General features: G+C 61.5%; 20 protein-coding genes and 1 pseudogene. 8 read left to right on the forward strand and 13 right to left on the reverse strand.

Going from position 1 to position 18,684, the window contains the following annotated elements:
- A partial coding sequence (locus SO180_RS25355; protein ID WP_449381563.1) for a phage integrase N-terminal SAM-like domain-containing protein occupies window positions 1-303 on the reverse strand: 303 nt, incomplete at its 3' end.
- A 263-nt stretch (window positions 304-566) separates the two neighbouring features.
- Window positions 567-834: pseudogene (locus SO180_RS25360) on the reverse strand (hypothetical protein).
- A 645-nt stretch (window positions 835-1,479) separates the two neighbouring features.
- Here SO180_RS25360 and SO180_RS25365 point away from each other — a divergent pair.
- Window positions 1,480-1,686, forward strand: coding sequence for a cold-shock protein (locus SO180_RS25365; protein WP_449381621.1), 207 nt, complete (start codon window positions 1,480-1,482; stop codon window positions 1,684-1,686).
- Between the two features lie 119 nt (window positions 1,687-1,805).
- Window positions 1,806-1,991, forward strand: a complete 186-nt coding sequence (locus tag SO180_RS25370) for a hypothetical protein (protein WP_449381564.1) — start codon at window positions 1,806-1,808, stop codon at window positions 1,989-1,991.
- A gap of 400 nt (window positions 1,992-2,391) precedes the next feature.
- Here the strand turns inward: SO180_RS25370 and SO180_RS25375 are convergent, their stop codons facing one another.
- Both SO180_RS25375 and SO180_RS25380 read right to left on the reverse strand, forming a co-directional pair.
- Window positions 2,392-4,938, reverse strand: coding sequence for an ATP-binding protein (locus tag SO180_RS25375; protein WP_449381565.1), 2,547 nt, complete (start codon window positions 4,936-4,938; stop codon window positions 2,392-2,394).
- A complete protein-coding gene (locus SO180_RS25380) occupies window positions 4,935-6,425 on the reverse strand; it encodes an ATPase domain-containing protein (RefSeq protein ID WP_449381566.1) in 1,491 nt (496 codons plus the stop codon). Before SO180_RS25380 ends, SO180_RS25375 begins: the two co-directional genes overlap by 4 nt.
- Window positions 6,426-6,884: 459 nt before the next feature.
- On the opposite strand from SO180_RS25380, the gene SO180_RS25385 reads away from it, so the two are divergent.
- Window positions 6,885-8,153 (forward strand): M20 family metallopeptidase, encoded by a 1,269-nt coding sequence (locus tag SO180_RS25385; RefSeq protein ID WP_449381567.1) that lies wholly within the window; start codon window positions 6,885-6,887, stop codon window positions 8,151-8,153.
- Window positions 8,154-8,198: 45 nt separating this feature from the next.
- Window positions 8,199-8,846, forward strand: a complete 648-nt coding sequence (locus tag SO180_RS25390) for a trimeric intracellular cation channel family protein (protein WP_449381568.1) — start codon at window positions 8,199-8,201, stop codon at window positions 8,844-8,846.
- A 235-nt stretch (window positions 8,847-9,081) separates the two neighbouring features.
- Here the strand turns inward: SO180_RS25390 and SO180_RS25395 are convergent, their stop codons facing one another.
- Window positions 9,082-9,633, reverse strand: coding sequence for a helix-turn-helix transcriptional regulator (locus SO180_RS25395; RefSeq protein WP_474804809.1), 552 nt, complete (start codon window positions 9,631-9,633; stop codon window positions 9,082-9,084).
- A gap of 274 nt (window positions 9,634-9,907) precedes the next feature.
- Here SO180_RS25395 and SO180_RS25400 point away from each other — a divergent pair, with 274 nt between their 5' ends.
- Window positions 9,908-10,615 carry a L,D-transpeptidase gene (locus SO180_RS25400; RefSeq protein WP_449381570.1) on the forward strand — a complete coding sequence of 236 codons (708 nt, stop codon included), beginning with the start codon at window positions 9,908-9,910 and terminating at the stop codon, window positions 10,613-10,615.
- Between the two features lie 605 nt (window positions 10,616-11,220).
- Here the strand turns inward: SO180_RS25400 and SO180_RS25405 are convergent.
- The 4 genes from SO180_RS25405 to SO180_RS25420 all read right to left on the reverse strand — a co-directional run bounded on the left by SO180_RS25405 (window position 11,221) and on the right by SO180_RS25420 (window position 14,181).
- Window positions 11,221-11,436, reverse strand: a complete 216-nt coding sequence (locus SO180_RS25405; RefSeq protein WP_449381571.1) for a hypothetical protein — start codon at window positions 11,434-11,436, stop codon at window positions 11,221-11,223.
- A 376-nt stretch (window positions 11,437-11,812) separates the two neighbouring features.
- Complete coding sequence (locus SO180_RS25410) at window positions 11,813-12,442, reverse strand: hypothetical protein (RefSeq protein WP_449381572.1); 630 nt, start codon at window positions 12,440-12,442, stop codon at window positions 11,813-11,815.
- A 151-nt stretch (window positions 12,443-12,593) separates the two neighbouring features.
- Window positions 12,594-13,754, reverse strand: coding sequence for an extracellular catalytic domain type 1 short-chain-length polyhydroxyalkanoate depolymerase (locus SO180_RS25415; RefSeq protein ID WP_449381573.1), 1,161 nt, complete (start codon window positions 13,752-13,754; stop codon window positions 12,594-12,596).
- A 4-nt stretch (window positions 13,755-13,758) separates the two neighbouring features.
- Entirely contained in the window at window positions 13,759-14,181 is a 423-nt protein-coding gene (locus tag SO180_RS25420) for a CopG family transcriptional regulator (RefSeq protein ID WP_449381574.1), read from the reverse strand.
- Window positions 14,182-14,517: 336 nt separating this feature from the next.
- On the opposite strand from SO180_RS25420, the gene SO180_RS25425 reads away from it, so the two are divergent.
- Both SO180_RS25425 and SO180_RS25430 read left to right on the forward strand, forming a co-directional pair.
- The gene (locus SO180_RS25425) at window positions 14,518-14,703 is read left to right on the forward strand and encodes a hypothetical protein (protein ID WP_449381575.1); all 186 of its coding nucleotides are present in this window, start codon (window positions 14,518-14,520) and stop codon (window positions 14,701-14,703) included.
- Between the two features lie 64 nt (window positions 14,704-14,767).
- Complete coding sequence (locus SO180_RS25430) at window positions 14,768-14,914, forward strand: hypothetical protein (protein WP_449381576.1); 147 nt, start codon at window positions 14,768-14,770, stop codon at window positions 14,912-14,914.
- 61 nt (window positions 14,915-14,975) lie between these two features.
- Here the strand turns inward: SO180_RS25430 and SO180_RS25435 are convergent, their stop codons facing one another.
- From SO180_RS25435 to SO180_RS25445, 3 genes are all read right to left on the reverse strand, one after another.
- Complete coding sequence (locus tag SO180_RS25435; protein WP_449381577.1) at window positions 14,976-15,188, reverse strand: hypothetical protein; 213 nt, start codon at window positions 15,186-15,188, stop codon at window positions 14,976-14,978.
- 65 nt (window positions 15,189-15,253) lie between these two features.
- Entirely contained in the window at window positions 15,254-15,490 is a 237-nt protein-coding gene (locus SO180_RS25440; protein WP_449381578.1) for a DUF6894 family protein, read from the reverse strand.
- Between the two features lie 1,215 nt (window positions 15,491-16,705).
- The gene (locus tag SO180_RS25445; RefSeq protein ID WP_449381579.1) at window positions 16,706-16,945 is read right to left on the reverse strand and encodes a hypothetical protein; all 240 of its coding nucleotides are present in this window, start codon (window positions 16,943-16,945) and stop codon (window positions 16,706-16,708) included.
- A gap of 151 nt (window positions 16,946-17,096) precedes the next feature.
- Between SO180_RS25445 and SO180_RS25450 the strand changes: the two genes are divergently transcribed.
- The gene (locus SO180_RS25450) at window positions 17,097-18,389 is read left to right on the forward strand and encodes a c-type cytochrome (protein WP_449381580.1); all 1,293 of its coding nucleotides are present in this window, start codon (window positions 17,097-17,099) and stop codon (window positions 18,387-18,389) included.
- Between the two features lie 93 nt (window positions 18,390-18,482).
- On the opposite strand, the gene SO180_RS25455 is transcribed toward SO180_RS25450, so the two are convergent.
- On the reverse strand, window positions 18,483-18,659 hold the full coding sequence (locus SO180_RS25455) for a hypothetical protein (protein WP_449381581.1): 177 nt from the start codon (window positions 18,657-18,659) through the stop codon (window positions 18,483-18,485).
- Window positions 18,660-18,684: the final 25 nt, after the last annotated feature.

Genomic DNA, 18,684 nt, shown 5'->3' on the forward strand with positions numbered 1-18,684 from the left:
GGGCTCCTTGAGGTGCCAGACCTCGGCCGCCAGATCGTGGCGACGCAGCGTGACGCGAAACAGGAACCGCACCCCGGGCATGATCCGATTGCGGTTGCAGATGCTCATCCCGCTCTCGACGAGGTGCAGCTGAAAGCGGCGCACCTCGTCGGGCGTTGCCGTATCGGGCGAACGCTTCAGCCAGGCGGCGAACCGCTTGCAACTGTAAATGTGGGCACGCTGCGTGTGCGGGTTGAGCTTGCGCGCAGCCATGTCTTCAATCATACGCTGACGCAGCGGACTGACGGTGTTAGTATCGCTCATGGAGAGCTCCTTCCTGATTGAGGCTGAGAACACCTCGATTCTCAGGACAGGGGCTCTCCACTGCTACCACTATTATACACTCTCAACCGGCTACCGGCCTCTCGGCTCTTGCCCCCGCGCAGCGGGCTGGAGCGCAGCGACTTCGTGCATTGGCCCGTCTCTGGCCTGTTGTGAGATCTGCTTCAGTGCCGCTCCAAGGATGAAGCGGACATCCACCTTCACTGAACTAGGCTGACCCGAGGGAGCTAACAGCGAACTCGGCTTCAATCCGCAGGCGGACACTCCGGGCATGTGTCGTCGATCGACTCCAGCAACTCGGCGACCGCGACGGTGCCCGCCTCTGGGGAGACCTTCGACCGGGGGGTGCCGACGGGCAATATTGAAAGCGCAGTCCCTGGCGTGTGGATCGGCGCGGTCCTGCATCCAACCGTGCTCCTCACATTCGCGGATCGCTCCCGCTTCGAGAAGAATACTTCGCGCCCACCCCTCAATCGTGCGAATGGCCGGCCGCCGCTCCTTCATCATCAGCATCGAAACCGCTCCTGCCATACGTGCGCTCATGGTTCCGAAGGCCTAACACACGGCAGAGATTCGCAGATAAGGGGGCCGCGGTTTGTCCACCCCCGTTCCGGATGAATTGGCTATCCTCGATACCGGCCTCTGCTCGATCAGTACTGATGGGTGGGCCATGGCCAGCCTTTACCCGTCGCATCAGGCTTGTTCGCCTACTGGCTGAGCGTCTTTATCCGGCGTCTCATCTGATTAAGTGCGCCAAGAAGGACTCGCAGGCTTCCTCGGCTTCAGAAAGCGTTTCGAAGGGGGACCCGATTACCTTGATGGCGGGTCTGCTCGGATAGATGGGTCGCCACGAGGCCAAAAAGCCGGGCTTCCCGTGAAGCCCGGGACCGTTATGGCTCTCGAAGCTGATCACAAACGAAAAGCCGCGGCTGCTTGCGCTCCAGACTTCCAGATCCTTTATGGGACTAACGACGCGGGTGAACTGCATTAGGCATCCGACCTGAACCGGCCCCTTGAGAGAAGGGATCGCTTCGTTGATTCGGAAAATGCAGGGCTGCTGTCGTAGCGGCTGTTTTCCCCAGCCGCTTCTGTGTCCGGAATCAAACAGTCAGGCGTCTGTGTTTAGGCTAGCCTGCCGGTTGATACGGAGAATGCGACATTGGCAATGGCAAAGTGAAGTGGTTCAACGCAACCAAAGGCTATGGCTTCATTCAACCTTATGATGGCGGCCCAGATGTCTTCGTCCACATCAGTGCTGTCGAGAAAGCCGGCTATACAACCTTGGCCGAAGGCGCACGTATCAGCTATGAGCTGAGGGCGGGGCGCTCGGCCAAAATGTCCGCGGAAAGTCTGCAAATTGGGTGACGGGGATGGAAGCACCATCCCGTGGAAAGGACCACCACGGGAGCGACTCACTCAGGATATCGAGCGACCGTGGTGGCAATCTGAAAATAGGCCGGCTGCTTCGCAAAGGCAGTGATCCGATGACCGACCAGCTTGGAGAGGCGCAAAGGCGCCGGCATCAAGCCGAAGAATTTCGCGCCAAGGCCGGCCTGATGTCCGATGCCGAGACGCGCGCTCAATACCTCAGACTTGCGGGCGCGTACGATGCGCTGGCGGAAAACGAAGAGCGGATAGCGGGCAACTTCCTCACGCCCAGCAAACCGTGACGTCAATTGAGTGTGCGCCGCTGCTTCCCGGCCCACACAGAGAGGCGCTTCCTCGGCCTTTGGCAGGTAGACACCGAACTGTGACGGCCGTCTATCCCCTCGGCTGTCCCAACGGCTAGCCGGCCTTGCCAAGTACGCCCATGCTGCAATCGAGGTGCAGCGCTAGTGCCGACGCGCCGACAGTAGCGGCTTTCTGGATCGGGGTCGAGGGACAGGCTCGGCGACGGGTGCGACGGCCAGTGTCATTCCTGTCGGATTGCCGCAGGATAGCTCACTTCGGCTTTCGGCGGCATAGTGGACCATACCCGGACTTGCCGCTGGCCAACCCGGTCGCGAATTGGACCCAAAAGCGACGTCGGGCAGCTTCCAATCTTGTCATCGGCACGAGAGGTCATTCAGGCTACCGGGGATCTGGAATACGCTTAGCCCGTGCCACGCGCCGCAGCACGCGCGACAGCTCCTCGGCCGCATAAGGCTTCTGAACGAGGTAGAATCCATGCCGACCCTCTTCAGCGAGGACTTCGCTGTAACCCGAGGTCAGCACCACCGGCACTTTGGGATGGCGACGCCGGATCTCCCGACCAAGGTCAACCCCGTTCATTCCAGGCATGATCACGTCGGAGAACACCACGTCGAATCTGTTGGCCTCGTCGAGAAGTTTGAGCGCCTCGGTCGCATTCGTCGCTAGGGTCGTGTCGTAGCCGAGGTCTGCCAGGATCTGGGTCGAGGACCGTCCAACTTCTATGTTGTCTTCCACTACGAGAACACGGGGACCCCGGTCGTTCTCGGACAGCGCGTCGGCTGGATTAACGTCGATCTCGAGCCGGTCTTTATTCGAGGCTGCCTCGCCCGCGGCGCGCGGAAGGTAGAGCGTAAAGGTGGTCCCCCGGCCCACCTCGCTTTTAACCGCGACGTCACCACTCGATTGTTTGGCAAAGCCGTAGACCTGGCTAAGGCCCAGGCCCGTGCCCTTACCCACTTCCTTCGTGGTGAAGAACGGCTCGAAGACATGCGCGAGCTTGTCCACCGGGATGCCTGAGCCTGTGTCGGTCAGCGAGACGGCCACGAAAGGGCTGCGATTGCCCGCGTGCCCGCGGACGGGCGGCATGCCAGCGATCTCCTCAATGCGGATGTGCAGCGAACCCTCGCCACCCATCGCGTCGCGCGCGTTCACAGCCATGTTGACCAGCGCCGTCTCGAACTGACTGACATCCGCTTCGATGAGGCAGCTCTCGCAAGAGATCTCCGTCCTGATTCGAATGCGCGATCCCACGATGGTGCGGAGCATGTCGCTGATGGCCTGCACGCGTTCGGACGCGTCGAACACCACGGGCTTGAGCGCCTGGCGCCGCGCGAACGCGAGAAGCTGACCGGTCAGCCTCGAGGCTCGATCTACGGTATCGGAGATCGCGTCCACGTAGCGGCGCCGGCGCTCCTCAGGGAGACCGGGCCGGCGCAAGAGGTCAGTGGAGCTCTTGATGATGGTGAGCAAGTTGTTGAAGTCGTGCGCCACGCCCCCTGTGAGCTGGCCCACCGCCTCCATCTTCTGTGCTTGGCGCAAAGCTTCCTCGGCCTCCATCAGCTCGGCGGTGCGCTCTACGACGCGGCGTTCCAGCGAAGCTGCAAGTTCCCGGATCTCCTGCTCCGCTCGCCTGCGCTCGACGGCCGTTCGGGTGCGATCAGCGACCTCGCGGATCAGCTCGAGTTCGTCGGGCGTCCACTCGCGCGCCGTTGCGTGGTTGAGGTAAAGCAGCGCAACGAAGCCGCCCTGTTCCGTCACGGGCATGTTTACGATGGACTGCGCGCTGATCGCTTTCAGGGCATCGGCCGTCGCGGCTGTTCGGGGGTCCTTTTCGGCATCGGGAAATACCACCGTCTCGCCACGCTTGAGGTCCTCGATATAAGAGCCGTAGTCGCGAAAGTGCAGCACGCCGGCAAGGCTCCTGATGCCCGGCGCGTTCCAGTCCCGCTCGATGGTGATCGTCTCGGCCGCCTTGTCGATCGTGCCATAGCCGGCCCGGCTTACCCCCAGTGTGCGCCCGAGGATCTCGGCCGCGGCGTAGGAAAGTTCGGCTGGGTCGTCGATGTCGCGAATGCGATCGGAAAGGTCGACGAGAGCGATGCGGCGCGCCTCGGCCAACCGACGGTCTGTCTCGTCACGCGCGATCTTGATGAAGCCCCGCCCACGGCCCTGGTCATCCGGCGGCAGGGACCGCATCGACCCGCTCAGGAACACACGCGACCCGTCCGCGCGCTCATGCCAGCGCTCGTCAGGGGCGAAGCCCTCGTTGCGCGCCTTGAAAGCCTCAGCCTCGGGCTGCCCAGATGCGCGGTCCTCGGGTATGAAGATCGCGTCGGCCGAACGACCCGTCATATCGGCGGCCGTCCAGCCGAAGATCGCTTCGGCACCCACCGACCAGCTTGTGACGCGGCGCTCCGGGTCAGTGGCAATGATGGCGTAGTCTGCGGCGCTCTCGACGACGAGCCGCAGTCTCTCTTCACTCGCCCGTAGCGCTTCGAGTCTGGCGCGGGCCTCGTACTGACGGAGCCGGCTGCGCAGCGCCGAACGCGCGAGGCTGACCAGGGTCGTCGGGTGAAAGGGGCGCTCAAGAAACGTGACGTTGCCCAGCATGTCGAGAAAGCGATGCGCAGTCGGATTGCGCTCCAGTCCGCCGCCCCCCGTCGTGAGCAGCACGAAGGGCATGTCCGACCAGTCTTCCTGATTGGTGAGCCAGGCACTGAGCGGCGCGAGATTAGTCGTGGCGAGCGCTTCCTCGGTGACCACGACCAAGGCGGCGCCCACATTGAGTCCCACGATTAGGGCAGGGAGGGACGGGCAGGGATCAGCAGTGAGACCCGCCTCGCGCAGGATCGCGGACGCAAGAAGAGCGTCGCGACCTCGCGGCGCGAGGACGAGAGCTCGCTCCGAGACCGTGCTGCGCTTCACGCTTCCTCCGCCTTGAGCAGGTCCGGCCCCTCGCCGACCAGCGCGGGTACGCCGGCCAGGACACCTTGGAAGTTCGTGAGCGGCGCCCCGAGGGTGATTCCGCGCCCGCCGATGCGGAACTCTCGGATCGTGTCCTCATGCGGGCCGGTCCGCTTCTTGACAACCGAAATCGCCCGGCGCACGCGGCCTAGCGCCTCGAAGTACCGCAGCAGGATCACGGTGTCGGCGAGATAGGTGACGTCTACGGGCGCCTTCATGTCGCCGACGAGCCCATGCTGGGCGACGATGAGAAACGTTGTGGCACCTCGCCTGTTTAGGTACTGCAAGAGCTCATGCATGTGGAGCACCAAGGCGTGCTCGCCACGCATGGCGGCTTGGTAACCGTTGAGGCTATCGATCACCACCGTCTGAGCGCCGTGAGTCTCGACGCAGCGTCGCACGCGCGAGGAAAATTCACCAGGCGTCAGCTCAGCTGCGTCGATTTGCTCGATGATGAGCTGCCCGGCATCGACCATCGCCTGAAGATCGATCTTCAGGCCCTTCGCGCGCTCGAATAGGATGCCCAACTCCTCGTCGAAGACGAACATGGCCGCGCGCTCGCCGCGATTTGCTGCGCCTTGGATGAAGGTGAGCGCAAATAGCGACTTGCCCGTTCCCGCCGGGCCGAGAACAAGGACGCTCGAGGCACGCTCGACACCGCCGCCAAGGAGCGCGTCTAGTTCGCCGGTCTCGGTCCTGAGAACGTCACGCGAGTAATCTGCCTTGTGCTCGGCCGAGACGAGTCGTGGGAAGACCTGAACGCCGCCCGTCGCAATGGTGTAGTCGTGAAAGCCGCCCCGAAACCTCCGCCCACGATATTTGACGACGCGCACCCGCCGCCGCTCGGCACCGTACTCGGGCGCGGTTTCTTCCAGGCGGATCACGCCATGCGCAACCGAGTGCACCGTCTTGTCAATTAGGTCGGTAGTGAGGTCGTCGAGCAGGAGAACGGTCGCGTTGGCCTTTGCAAAATAGTGCTTGAGACTCAGGATCTGGCGCCGGTAGCGCAGCGAGCTCTGGGCGAGCAGCCTGATCTCGGAGAGGCTGTCGAGCACGACCCTCTGCGGCTTCACGCGCTCGACGGCCTCGAAGATGCGCTTCGTCGTCTCGCCGAGCTCCAAGTCGGAGGAATAGAGCAGGCTCTGTTGCTGGTTCTCGTCGAGCAAGTTCTCGGGCGGAATCAGCTCGAAGACTTCAATGGCCGACAACTCCCACCCGTGCGAGGTGGCGCCGGCGCGCAACTCATCCTCGGTCTCGGAGAGAGTGATGTAGAGGCAGCACTCGTCAGCCTCCGCTCCCGCGATCAGGAACTGCGTCGCGACTGTCGTCTTGCCGGTGCCCGGGGCACCTTCGAGAAGGAATGCGCGTCCACGCTGAAGTCCTCCTCCCAGCACGTCATCCAGCCCCTCGATGCCTGTCCTTGCTTGACGCTCGATCCGTTGCGACACTCTATTGTCCGATCCTTGCTGCCTTTTTCCACACTGTCATACGCTCGGCCGGCCGCGAGCGAGCGGGCTGGTCGGCGGAAACGGAGACGCCTGGCGCAAAGCACCCCGCGGCTGCGGCATTGACTGTTTATTAGGAAGGTGGCGAGATGAGCGCGACCATCCGAAGGCACAAACGCTCGCGCCCTAAGCTGGGTTCCAGTGTACCTGCAGCCCTCAACCATCTCCCTATCGAGGACACCGCTCACTCGATGTCTGCTAGTGTTTGCGTGGGTAGCTCCTCAAGATCGTGGGAGCCCTAACAGGGCCCCAACTCCATGGCACTCGCGTGCCGGGCGGAGGAGCCGTCCACAGCATCTGGATTCATGCAGGCTTATGCGGCTTGGATTAAGGCCAACGCCAGGTCGTAGCCGACGAACCATCGGCTGCGGGCCCGCAATGCTGCTATAGAAGGATCGGGTTATGAGCAAGACGAAGGCGAGTTCATCCGACGCGGCTCTGCGAAAGCTCGATGGCCTGCTTCCAGATCTTGAGGCTCTCTACAAGGACGTGCACTCGCATCCCGAGCTGTCGATGCAGGAGACGCGGACGGCGGGCCTGGCGGCCGACCGGCTTCGCGACGCCGGCTACGAAGTGACAACGGAGATCGGCAAGACGGGTGTCGTGGGCATCCTGCGCAACGGCGATGGGCCTACCGTTATGCTGCGGGCCGACATGGATGCGCTACCTGTCCAGGAGGCGACCGGCCTGCCGTACCAGAGCAAGGTAACCATGATCAATCGGGACGGTGAAACCGTTCCCGTCGCGCATATGTGCGGCCACGACATGCACGTCACTTGGCTCGCGGGCGCCGCAAAGCTGCTCGCCGAGGCGCGGCCGACCTGGCGCGGCACGTTGATGGCGGTCTTTCAACCCGGCGAAGAGACGGCGGAAGGGGCGCAAGCCATGATCGACGACGGGCTGTTCAAGCGTTTTACCAAGCCGGATGTGGTCCTTGGCCAGCACGTCATGGTAGGGCCGTCTGGGACTGTCGCCGGACGTCCGGGCGCCATTACCTCCGCCGCAGACAGTCTGCAGATCCGTCTCTTCGGCCGCGGTGCGCATGGCTCGATGCCGCAGGCAAGCATCGACCCCGTGGTCATGGCGGCTGCGACGGTGATGCGGCTGCAGACCATCGTTTCGCGCGAGGTGGCCGCTGCCGAGGCGGCGGTCGTCACCGTCGGAGCGCTGCAGGCGGGCACCAAGGAGAACGTCATTCCCGACGAGGCCATCATCAAGCTCAACGTGCGGACCTTCGATGAAGGCGTGCGCAAGCGAGTGTTGGCCGCGATCGAGCGGATCGTCAACGCCGAAGCCGAGGCTTCGGGCGCGCCACGTAAGCCAGAGATCACCGCCTTGGACCATTATCCTCTGAATTTGAACGATCAGGACGCGAGCAAACGGGTGGTTGATGCGTTCCGGGCGTATTTCGGGAGCGAGAGGGTGCGGGAGACGGGGCCTGCGCCGGCGAGCGAGGACTTCGGATCGTTCGGGACCGAGTGGCATTCGCCCTCGGTGTTCTGGTTCGTTGGCGGCACCGATCCGGAAGTCTATGCTAAGGCCAAAGGGGCGAACAAAATCAACGAACTTCCGGTGAACCACAGTCCGAAATTTGCGCCCGTTCTCCATCCCACGCTAAGAACTGGCGTTGAAGCGCTGGTCGTCGCGGCGCGGGCCTGGTTGGCATCGTGATGCCGTCGCAGTTGATGGAGATCGGCAATTCGGGGACACAACGTTGTGGAGTCGCTTCCGTATCTGCTTGATCTTGCGGGCACGTTCGTCTTTGCATTGAGCGGGGCGATGGCGGGCGTCAGGCACAAGCTGGACCTATTCGGCGTGCTGGTGCTGTCGTTCGTGGCAGCGAACACGGGTGGAATAACCCGCGATGTCCTGATCGGAGCCGTTCCGCCCGGAGCTATCGACGACTGGCATTATTTGGGCGTGTCGCTCGCGGCCGGGGCCATTACATTCTTCTTCCCGTTGGTTGTCGTGCGGCGTTGGAATCCCGTGCTGCTGTTCGACGCCGCGGGCCTGGCGCTGTTCGCGGTGTCCGGAGCGCACAAGGCGCTCGCGCACGGACTGAACCCTGTCATGGCGACCTTGCTCGGCATGCTGACGGGAATCGGCGGCGGCGTGGCCCGGGACGTTCTGCTGGCCGAGATTCCGGTCGTGCTGCGCGCAGAGCTTTACGCCGTGGCGGCGCTGCTTGGCGCGGCGGTCGTCGTGATTGCCGCAAAACTCCAACTTCCTTCTGGACCTGCCGTGCTGGTGGGGGCGGCGCTGTGCTTCGGTCTCCGAATCGTCGCGATGAAGCGAGGCTGGAAGCTTCCGGTCGCGGTTCTGGGCACGCAAAGTACCGAAGACGGTGACAAGCCATCGAGATGACGTCGAGGATCTGAGGCAGCTTCCATTCTTTACTCCTCGATCGCCGGGAAGATGATGCGCGTCGACGATCTGGCCCAGATCCCGCCGGCCTATCCGACCTTTGGAGGGATCCTGGCTCGTGCTGCGTTGATGGCGGCAGGACAGCTTGGCCTGAACGTCGGTTGGCAGGCCGAACAATTGGACGGCGCGCAGGCTGTAGAGCCGCGATCAGGATCCGGTGCTGAGGTGAGGCTCGTCAACTTGAGACGACCAATCGATGATGAAATGCACGGCGAAAAATTTGCGGCGTCGTGAAGCCCAGCGCCAGCGCAATGTCCGCGTTGGCGAGCTTGGTCGTGCGCAGATATTTCAGCGCCGTGTGTGTCCGGAGCTCATCCAGGAGGCCGCGAAAAGAGATGCCTTGCTGCCGAAGCTGACGCCGCAGCGGGCGGTCGCTGATGTCGAGCACTTTCGCCACATCGGCAAGGGTTGGAGGGTTGGCGATATCACGCAGCAGAAGTGCGCGGATTTCCCCGGCGATCCCAACTCGTAATTTCAGTTCGTCCAGCAGATTATCGCAAAGTGCAACGACCATCGGATAGCTCGTGTTGTTTCCGAGATGGGCGGCCTGGTCCAGCCAATCCGAACGAAAAACGATGCGGTTGAGCCGGCGCTCGAAATGTACCGGACATCCGATCGAATCCGCGGGCAGCCCTAAACCATCGGCTTCAGAATAGGTCAGGCTGACGTGATCGGGAGCGAATGCGGCGCCCATGAGGCGTCGCTCGAGCAGAGTTTGCACGCCCATACCTGCTTTACGCTAGGCGCTGCGTTGTAACGCAGTCATTGCGCCTCGCAGATGGTGGTGAGACCCCGCAGACTGCGCCCTGGATGGCTTTGGTTTGTAGCGATAGGCCAGCCGCATTCAAGAAGAGAGTTCTCGCATTGTTCTCGGGAGAGACTCACAAGGCCGTCGCTGGTCAAGAGATTTCAAGCTCGACTGACGAAGAACCTTCTCGACCCTGCTACTGTATGCCAAAGTCTTCTCGGGCCGTACAACGGGACAAGGAAAATCCGAAATCATGTTTATGGACCGTGGAATTGCCGACGCCGGCGCGATGGGTGAGGGGACTCTGCCTGGTCATCGGTCGCGGCTTGTCAACCGACGGGCCTTTGTGTTCGGCTCCGCTGCCGGTCTCGCCGCACTGGGCCTGGCCGGTTGCGCATCCGACTACATGAGCCTGGCCGAGGCGGAGAAAGTCTACGGGCCTGTGCCCAACGAGAAATTCCCGATCCCTGCGGTCGATGTAAGTAAGATCAATCCGAAATATTTTCGCAAGACAGTGCGCTATGACAGCAATGAGGCGCCTGGTACGATTATCGTCGATCCCAGCAAGTACTATGTTTACCGCATTGAAGGCGAGGGAAACGCGACGCGCTATGGCGCCAATGTCGGCCGCGATGGGTTCCGGTGGAGCGGGGAGGCATATGTCGGGCGCAAAGCCGAATGGCCTACCTGGACGCCACCCAAGGAGATGATCGCGCGACAGCCGGAGGCGGGCAAATATGCTCGTGGTATGCCGGGAGGTCTTGACAATCCGCTTGGTGCCCGCGTGCTCTACCTCTATCAAAATGGGGCGTACACGCTTTACACGATCTATAGCACTAGCGACCCTGAAACGATCGGGAACGGCATTACGAGCGGCTGTACCGGCCTCCTCAGCCAGGACATGCTCGACCTCTATTCGCGAACGCCCGTCAAGACGAAGGTGATAGTGCTGCCGGCATAGGCAACGGCGTCGGTCCAGGCGCCGCCGGTAGCTCTCCGAGAGGCCCGTCGGCTTGACCTACGCCGCCTTGGCGCCGGCCGTCCGGCTATGAGCCTTGGGGGTGGTATCAGCTGCGATCTGTGCTCTGGTCCGCTTGGTGCGCGTGTGCCCATCGGTAAAATTCATCGAACGCGCGCCGCGGCTTAAATTGGTGTCGCGACGAAATCCGGACAGCAGGCTGGAGCGCTGCGTGCTCGTCGCGCAAGCCTCGCGCCGTGTTCATCGCGCCGAGCGCTGCAACGAGGTCGTTAAGTCCTTGGACTGTGTCGGTAGCCTCAAGAATGAATAGCGGCTGGCCGCGCTTCACATCCTGGCCAAGGCCAGCAGTTTCATCACCCACCCCGTGTATGGCGAGCAATGCAGCCACCTGGAGGTCACAATTTACAGCGGAGCCTCCTCCTTTTCATTCCGTCGAGGGTACCCCGCATCAGCCCTGGCTAGGCTCGCGGACCCTGACCCGTAGACGGGCTCGCGATGTGCAATCCCGAGATCGTTCAAGGCCCTTTTGGTGAACTATGGCGCATCACCCATTTGGTGAACTATGGCGCATCACCCAGCCGTTCGCGTTAATCTAGGCAGCGCGTTCCTTGTCTAAACGTTCGGCGGTCGGCGGCTTCTTGCACCTGTTTTTCGTAATTGCCGACCAACCTCTCAACACTATCGGCCCACATCCTCAGCAATGAAACCTGAAAGCGAAGCATTGGTTTCAGGGCATTCACGCCGATTGCTGTCGCTGCGGCAATTCGCCTTTGTGGGTCGCTCGTAGGGTTCTTGTCTGTCATGCTGTTCGCTCCTTAGCTGCGGTGCTATGGCCAAACTAAGCGTCGGTTAGCGCACCTTGCGACTCTAAACGCTCGGCCAGAACTTGTGCTGCTTTACGACGTCACGAGCACCTATTTTGAGGGCCAGGCGGAAGGCAATCCGCAGGCCCAACGTGGCTATTCCCGCGACCATCGGGTATCACCAAGATTAGTGACGTAGCGATAGAGAGCCGAACGCCTTATGTCCTCCTCGCTGACACCGCTATGGAGCAGCAAGTAGTTCCGCCAAGCGAACGCGCACGCGCCTTCTATAGCCTGAGAAGTCATGGGCTACTCCCAAACCTCAGAGAAAGACTGGCCGACATGATTTCGATCTCTTGCAAATAGCGGCAGTCGCTTACTTGAAGAGCCTGGATGAATTGCACACCTCGTTCTGGACTGCAAACAGCTCTCCGCAGCGCTTCGACAAATGCGCTTCGAGGGCGGCCTTGTGCGCGAGCAGATGGTCAAGGGCGCGGTACAGGCGGTCCTTGTTGACCTCCTCGTCGCCGAGCTGCAGCAGCTCGCAAAGCGCCGTCCGACGGTACCAATCCTCGGCAATGTGCAACTCGCTTGACGGCTCGCAGAACCGTGCCGTCACCAGAACAGCCGCCATCTTCGCCCAGGCGATACGTTCCTGGCCCACCGGCAGCAGTTGCCTGCACAGCTCCTCAAGGCCAGTTCCGCACCAGAGTGCGAGCGCCAGGTACACATCGCCGAACTGACGCGAGCGTTCGATGCGAATGCCCTTCAGACGCACCGGCACTGTTAAATCTTCGCTGCCGTCCTGGAACAGCTGCGCTTGCTCGGGAGCGCCTATCAGCCGGCGCGCCAGCGTCCGTGCCTCAATACGACCGCGTTCATCAAGCTCGCCAAGCTGCGCGACTGTCTGCTGAATAACGCGCCGCCCCACGCGAACGCTGCGAACCAAGCACCAATAACGATGAACCTTGCCGTCCTTCTTGCGAATCGTGTGGCGCAGATACATGCGCCATCACAACCAGAACCGCCGCGAAAGAAAATACCCAAGGTCGTCACTACACTCTCAAATGAGCCTTCCGCGACGACTAACCCATTGATCCGACTCACGCCGATTCTTGTGAAATCACCAAAACCGACCTCCAACTGCGCAAGTTGGGCTAGTTTCGCCTCTGTGAGAGCGAATGCTCGAGGAAGAAACGCAGCATTTCTCTCGTCGCATCCGGTCCGTCCGGATCGGTGTAGGAGCCGGCGGGGCTACCTCCCGACCATGCGTGTCCGGCTCCGTGGATTTCCCAGTGCTCGAGGATTCTCCGGCCGCCGAGGTCAGTATGGACTGTGCGGGTATAGGCATGCCCTCCCGGTACCCGTCCGCGATGCGCCTTCACCGTCGTGTTCGTCCCGCCGATTGACTGCCGGACAATGCGACCCCCGTTTTTCGAATGCACAGTGGTGTCGCAATCGCCGTGGAAGACGATCGTCGGAATGGGCGGGCCGTCGCTCGGCATTGCCTCGGACCCGCCGCCTTGCTTCATGGCGATCAGCGCGGAAGGAAGGTCGGTGGCGGCCCTGCAAGCTAGTCCGGAATGTATGCCGATCGCTGCGTACAGATCGCCGTACGTCGATCCCATGATGGCCGCGGCCGCGGCCCCGGCCGACAGTCCGGCGACGTAAACGCGATTTGGATCGACGGAATGGTCACGCATGATCTGGCGGGTGATCCCGGCGATCAGCGAGGGCTCGCCTCCGCCGCGTTGCTGGTCGCCCGGACGAAACCAATTCCAGCATTTCGCCTGGTTCGCTTCGGCCCGCTGCGCGGGATAGGCCACGAAGCAAGTCTGTTCTTCGGCGATGAAGTTCATCCGGGTGCCGGCGGCGAAATCCTCCGGCGACTGCGTGCAGCCGTGGAGCATGATCACCAGCGGAATGGCCTGTCCATGATAGCCGCTGGGGATGAAGAGCCGGTAGGCGCGGCTTCCCGCGGCGTTGCGGTAGCTGCCTTCGACGAACATGGCGCCATCCGGCACGGTGTCCGCCATAGACGGCGGGGCGCGCCTCAGCGATCCTCTCAGTCCGAGCCCGGGGAGGTTCTTGGCTAGATCCACCGCCGTCAGTCGCGGACTCCTCGTCTCTGCGGCAAGTGCCTTGGCGTCGATTGTCGGCGGCTCTCCTAGTGTAGAGGCGAAGCGGTGGGCGCTGGGGGCGGTGACGTCTGGTGCATTCTCACCCCGAAGCATGCGTTGGAGCAGCGCGGTGGCCTCGACGAGCTGGCCCGAGCGCGTGAGGCGTGTGGCTTCGCGAACCATGTCCAGTTTCAGCATGGCCTTACCCCGTCCTGTCAGCGAGAGCGGATTTGACCGCCGGACTGGCATGCAGGGCGCCCAGCACGGAGACCGATGCAATCGTGGCGCGAGCAAGCTCGGGCGTGACGTCTTGGGCGATGGTGGCGAGGCCCAGAACATTGATGTGCACCATCTCGCCGGCACGCCGCGCCGCCTCGAGATCCTCGCGGCCGTAGTTTCGCAGCCCGAGGTCGAGGCTCTTTCGGGCCGTGGACTGCTTGACCACGTCGGCATGACGTTCGAGCTGGTTGCGGATTGCGGTCCGGATGAAATCGGTGCGGTTCGAGTAGAATCCTTCCTGCACCATCAAGTCGACCTGACCGAGATCGACAAAACCGAGATTGATCGTGATTTTTTCGCTGTCGGAGGGTTTTGGTCGGATTTCGTGGACGTTGCTGCTGGTCATTGTTTTCCCATCCATATACCATCTGGATAGATGGTATATGGATGGTAATGCTCTGTTTCAAGTGGGCATGCCCTTTTTCCGAACAGATCGGGGCGCTTCGGCCGGTCAGAGCCGCCCGTCACAGCGATGACGCTCGAGGGCAGCAATGTCATGAAGGCAGTGTGTTTGCGCTTTCGTCTTCGGATCTTCCGGAACGCCCGTCTCCTGAGCCGGGTGGCCGACCAGGGCTGAGGCACACCGCCATTGTCGGAGCCGGGGTGCTGGTCTGAGCGCGCATGAACGCGCGCAAGGCGGGCCAGAGGGAGGCGATCTTCAAGTCCATGAGAGGCAGAGTGAGTGGCAATTATTTTCATCACGGGGAGCATGGACTGGCTCGGGCGCGCGGCGGCGGACTCGCTTCTTAATGACGGCGATCATCGTGCCAGCGGACATAGCCATATGAGGCACGATCGCCCGAAGGTCTTTGCCGAAGATCTTGTAAAAATATTCCACGATGCTCTTGGACGAACGCCTTTTTCCTAGGTGTTCCGTTTGGAGATACACGCAGTCGGAACTCGCTCACGACCTCAGTCGTTAGAACGTGGCTATGAACGATATCGCGACCATTGCGCTATTCTCTCTGTCTCTGGCGGCGCTCGCAGCCGCTATGGCCGCGGTGGCGCGTCACGCCGTTTCCGTTACCCGGGCCTATGATGAATGGTTAAATTCGCCAAGTCTTAAACCGCCCATCTAAAAGAAGGCCGCCTCATTTGGCGGCCTCTCTGTTTCTCACGGCGCGGGCCTGCTTCTGTTCGCTAAGCTTCCCTGCACGCAACTGCGAAGTTTTCGCAGATTGAGGCAAATGCTTGTTTTGCTTCGACCGTCTCAAAGCAAAACTGCGTCCCAGCGTCACCACGCTCGACCCACCATTCGATTTTATTTCCTCGCGAAATGCGCGATGCCTCTCCGCGCAGCTGATCGAGTTGGCTTCCGACAGCTCGTACAATCAAACAGTTCTTCTTGGCCATGGAAAAGTCCTCGGGAAATATCGCAAAACCAACAGTGGATCATTACCCTCGGTTCCTAGGCAAGCCTAATTCTTCAACCGGTCGGCTTCGAATACGAGGGCAAGCTGAAAGACCGGACCGACTTCGGTGCGGACCTCGATAGCGATGTCGCGTCGATCGCCCATACCAGGCGCATCCCTCGCCATAGCAGCCAAGGTGTGTGCGGCCTCTATCTCAGCGACCCTTTCGTTCGCCAATTCTAGACCTTCTTCGTCCGGGTAAAGCTCGGCTCCGTCCCGGATGTCGAAAAAGTAGCGGATCACTGCAAAGTCTCCAGCCGCCGCGGTCCAACTCTGGCGACCCTTCACTGTTCCTAGATCGAAAGAAGGCGCCGGCTTCCCTGCTTTAGAGCCTCATGCTCGCGCCCAAGGAACGATCGAAAAAACGCACAGTTAGGCGACGACCCGGTTCCCCTGGATAATGGGAACGATTGCCCGTGCTCGACCCTGATCATGTTTTAGTTGTTTGTCCGAATTGTCGGGCTTGGCCGATGGCTGCGAACTTCATCGGATCCAGGCGGACTGGCCATCATGAAATTAATTTCCAGTGCCCGCGGTGCGGCTACGGAGAAGCATGGACGATTGGCGGCAAAGGCGCAGAACGACCGCGAAGCGCGTGCGTTCAGCCTAAAAGGACCGCTGGCCAATATCCGGGTGCGACGCCGGGACCGGCGGCTCCTAGGTCCGACGTCTTTCAGCAACCGCACATACGCCCCGCTCTCGGGCAGCTCGAGCCAGCCGCGCTCGACGGCCGTCTTGATCCCGGCACCGAACTCAGGACCGCTGCCGTTATGTCGGAGGTTTCAGCTCCGGCGAACTTAACCACCATATCAATGTCAGCGGTAACGTCAGCTTGCCGAGCCTTCCTCAAGAGGTCGTCGCGCTCGGCTCCGGGTGGCATTTGTTCTGCTTGTCAGGCGACGTTCGGATTTGCTTTCTCGCGCGCTAGTTCGGCTGCTCTCGTCAGCCGTTCGATTAGCGGTTTTTCCTGCTTGAACCGGCGTCGTTTCATGATGGTCCATCCTCTCCGGAATAGACATCTCGGGGCAAGGTTTCGACCAGTGACCGGAGCGAGCGCAACAACTCCAGCAATGATCAAGAAAAGGAGAGATGTGAGGGATATCACACAGCGGCGTTCGGTCTTGCACTAATGAGAGCTTCGACTCTCTCAAAACCCACGGACGTTCGGATGAAGCTCTTGATGATCTCTGGCCTGACTGCCCTCGCGCTTGTCGCGGCGGCGACGAATATGCTGCGATCGCATCCATCATCGGTGAATAGACCGTCTGTAGCGGGGATGCCCACTGTGCAAGAGATGCACAAGATGGCGCAACAGGGTAAGTTGCCGCTTGAGGATTTCGAGGATCGATCTCTGGTGTTCCCGAGGGGAGCGCAGCAGCAGAGAGAATAGAATACCGCTGTCGCAGCTCGATAGGCGGATTGTCCGCTCGCGCGAGCCGCGGTGCCGCAAACTCTATTTCAAGGGCTCATGAAGATCGGGTTGATCTCGGTTGGAGCGGCGAGCATTCCGAAGGATTGAAGCTGCCCACGGTGGAGGTCAATTTCGAGGACAGTCAATAGTAGTGCTAGCACGACGACGATGTAAATGAGCGGCGGCGACGCTTCTCGGGTGGCAGGATCGCGATTTCGCGATGGCAAGACGCGAAAGTGCCACAACCGCGAGATCAGCTGCAGATACGCTTTCGGATGGATTTGCATGTTCGGCCTCGGTCTTTGAGGCGCCTTTCCCAAGTCTGCGATCACATCGGTCGCCTTTCAAGGCGCCGCTTGTCGCACCCTGGAAGCGGATAGAGCTCCCTTTATTGAGCTCAATCGAACGGGGGATGTTTTGCCGGAAGCCCGACGGCCCTTGGATTTGACCTTGCGTCTCGCCGCCGCGCTTCTGACAGCACAACTGTTCTCGGCGCTACAGCCCGCGCAAGCGCAACTAGCGGGACACGGCGGGCCTGTCCGTGCGATCGCTGTTTCGGTCGATGGCCAGACGGTTCTGTCAGGTAGCTTCGACACCGCAGCTATCCAATGGTCGCTAGCAACAGAGTCCGCCGAGCAAGTCCTTCGCTTCCATTCGGATGCGGTGAACGCGGTTGCCTTCCTTGGAGAAGGAAGAGTGGCAACGGCAGGTGCGGATAGCCAGATTGCTATTTGGACGCCAGGCCGGCCGCAGCCCGACCGGGTTTTCGAAGGTCATACGGGACCCATTGTCGGGCTCGCCGTTTCGCCCGATGCATCGAAGCTCGCATCAGCCTCGTGGGACCATACCGTGCGGCTTTGGTCGCTGTCGGATGGCACGTTGCGCGTGCTGGAGGGGCATTCGCAAAACGTCAACGGCGTTACCTTTACGCCAGACGGACAATCGCTCGTGAGTGTCGGCTACGATCTTACGGCGCGGGTCTGGCATTTGGCGGATGGGACGTCCGAGATTGTGACCTTGCCGGCGCCATTGAACGCAGTTGCGGTCGCACCGGATGGCGAAATCGTCACGGGCGCAGCAGACGGCAGGCTGCGCATGATGACCTCAGATGGCAAGGAAAGCGGTGACGTTGCTGCAGGCACCACGCCGATCGTGGCGCTGGCGATCTCGCATGACGGTGCCTTGATTGCCGCAGCCGGCGTTGGCGACACCGTGGCGATCGTCGATCGCAAGGCGCGCAGCGTGCTGCGCACGCTCGCTGGGCCCGGCATGCCGGTCTGGTCGGTTGCGTTCCTGCCCGATGGCGCGACGCTTCTGACCGGCGGCGCCGACGGTAGGATCAGGCGATGGAATGTACTGACCGGCGATGCCATCGGCTCCAACCTCTTGGGCACGCCAGCCGACCCGCTCGCCGCCTATGCCGGCGATCACGGCGCCGAAATCTTCCGGGCCTGCGTCGCTTGCCACACGCTGTCGGAGACGGAGGTGCAGCGCGCCGGCCCGACGCTTGCCGGACTCTACGGCCGGAAGATCGCATCGCTGCCGGGCTACCGCTTCTCCGACGCGCTCAAGAGGATGGACATCGTCTGGACACCAGAGACGGTGTCAAAACTGTTCGAGATCGGGCCGAACGCCTATACGCCGGGCACGAAGATGCCAGAACAGCACATCAGCTCGGCCGCAGACCGCCGCGCACTCACGGACTTTCTGGCGCGTGCGACGTCGAAGTAGGGCGCTAATATTCCGGCCATTGCTCCACAGGAATATTCGCTAGCTCCGGGCGCTCCCTAGGCATGCGATCGACGTCGACGCTTGGATCTTCCTTCAGCGCTGCCACCACTGATTCACGTATTTCCGCCGCGACAGCCAGTTGACCTTCCTGCCCTTGGCCTCGGCCTTGCAAGCGACGATCGCCTGCTTGAGCGCAACCTTCTCCGCCTTGGTGGGGCGGGAGCCTCGGCCGCGCCAGCGGCAAGGATTGTGGCGATAAAGCACGTCCACAAAACCACCATGTAACGAGACATGC

Source organism: Bradyrhizobium sp. UFLA05-112, assembly GCF_053572325.1.

Excerpts from the sequence above, each read along its gene's own strand:
- SO180_RS25400 (WP_449381570.1), top strand. The coding sequence starts at position 9,908 with ATGTTTATGGACCGTGGAATTGCCGACGCCGGCGCGATGGGTGAGGGG.
- SO180_RS25405 (WP_449381571.1), bottom strand. The coding sequence starts at position 11,436 with ATGACAGACAAGAACCCTACGAGCGACCCACAAAGGCGAATTGCCGCA.
- SO180_RS25435 (WP_449381577.1), bottom strand. The coding sequence starts at position 15,188 with ATGGCCAAGAAGAACTGTTTGATTGTACGAGCTGTCGGAAGCCAACTC.
- SO180_RS25420 (WP_449381574.1), bottom strand. The coding sequence starts at position 14,181 with ATGACCAGCAGCAACGTCCACGAAATCCGACCAAAACCCTCCGACAGC.
- SO180_RS25415 (WP_449381573.1), bottom strand. The coding sequence starts at position 13,754 with ATGCTGAAACTGGACATGGTTCGCGAAGCCACACGCCTCACGCGCTCG.
- SO180_RS25430 (WP_449381576.1), top strand. The coding sequence starts at position 14,768 with ATGAACGATATCGCGACCATTGCGCTATTCTCTCTGTCTCTGGCGGCG.
- SO180_RS25370 (WP_449381564.1), top strand. The coding sequence starts at position 1,806 with ATGACCGACCAGCTTGGAGAGGCGCAAAGGCGCCGGCATCAAGCCGAA.
- SO180_RS25445 (WP_449381579.1), bottom strand. The coding sequence starts at position 16,945 with ATGCAAATCCATCCGAAAGCGTATCTGCAGCTGATCTCGCGGTTGTGG.
- SO180_RS25385 (WP_449381567.1), top strand. The coding sequence starts at position 6,885 with ATGAGCAAGACGAAGGCGAGTTCATCCGACGCGGCTCTGCGAAAGCTC.
- SO180_RS25395 (WP_474804809.1), bottom strand. The coding sequence starts at position 9,633 with ATGGGCGTGCAAACTCTGCTCGAGCGACGCCTCATGGGCGCCGCATTC.
- SO180_RS25410 (WP_449381572.1), bottom strand. The coding sequence starts at position 12,442 with ATGTATCTGCGCCACACGATTCGCAAGAAGGACGGCAAGGTTCATCGT.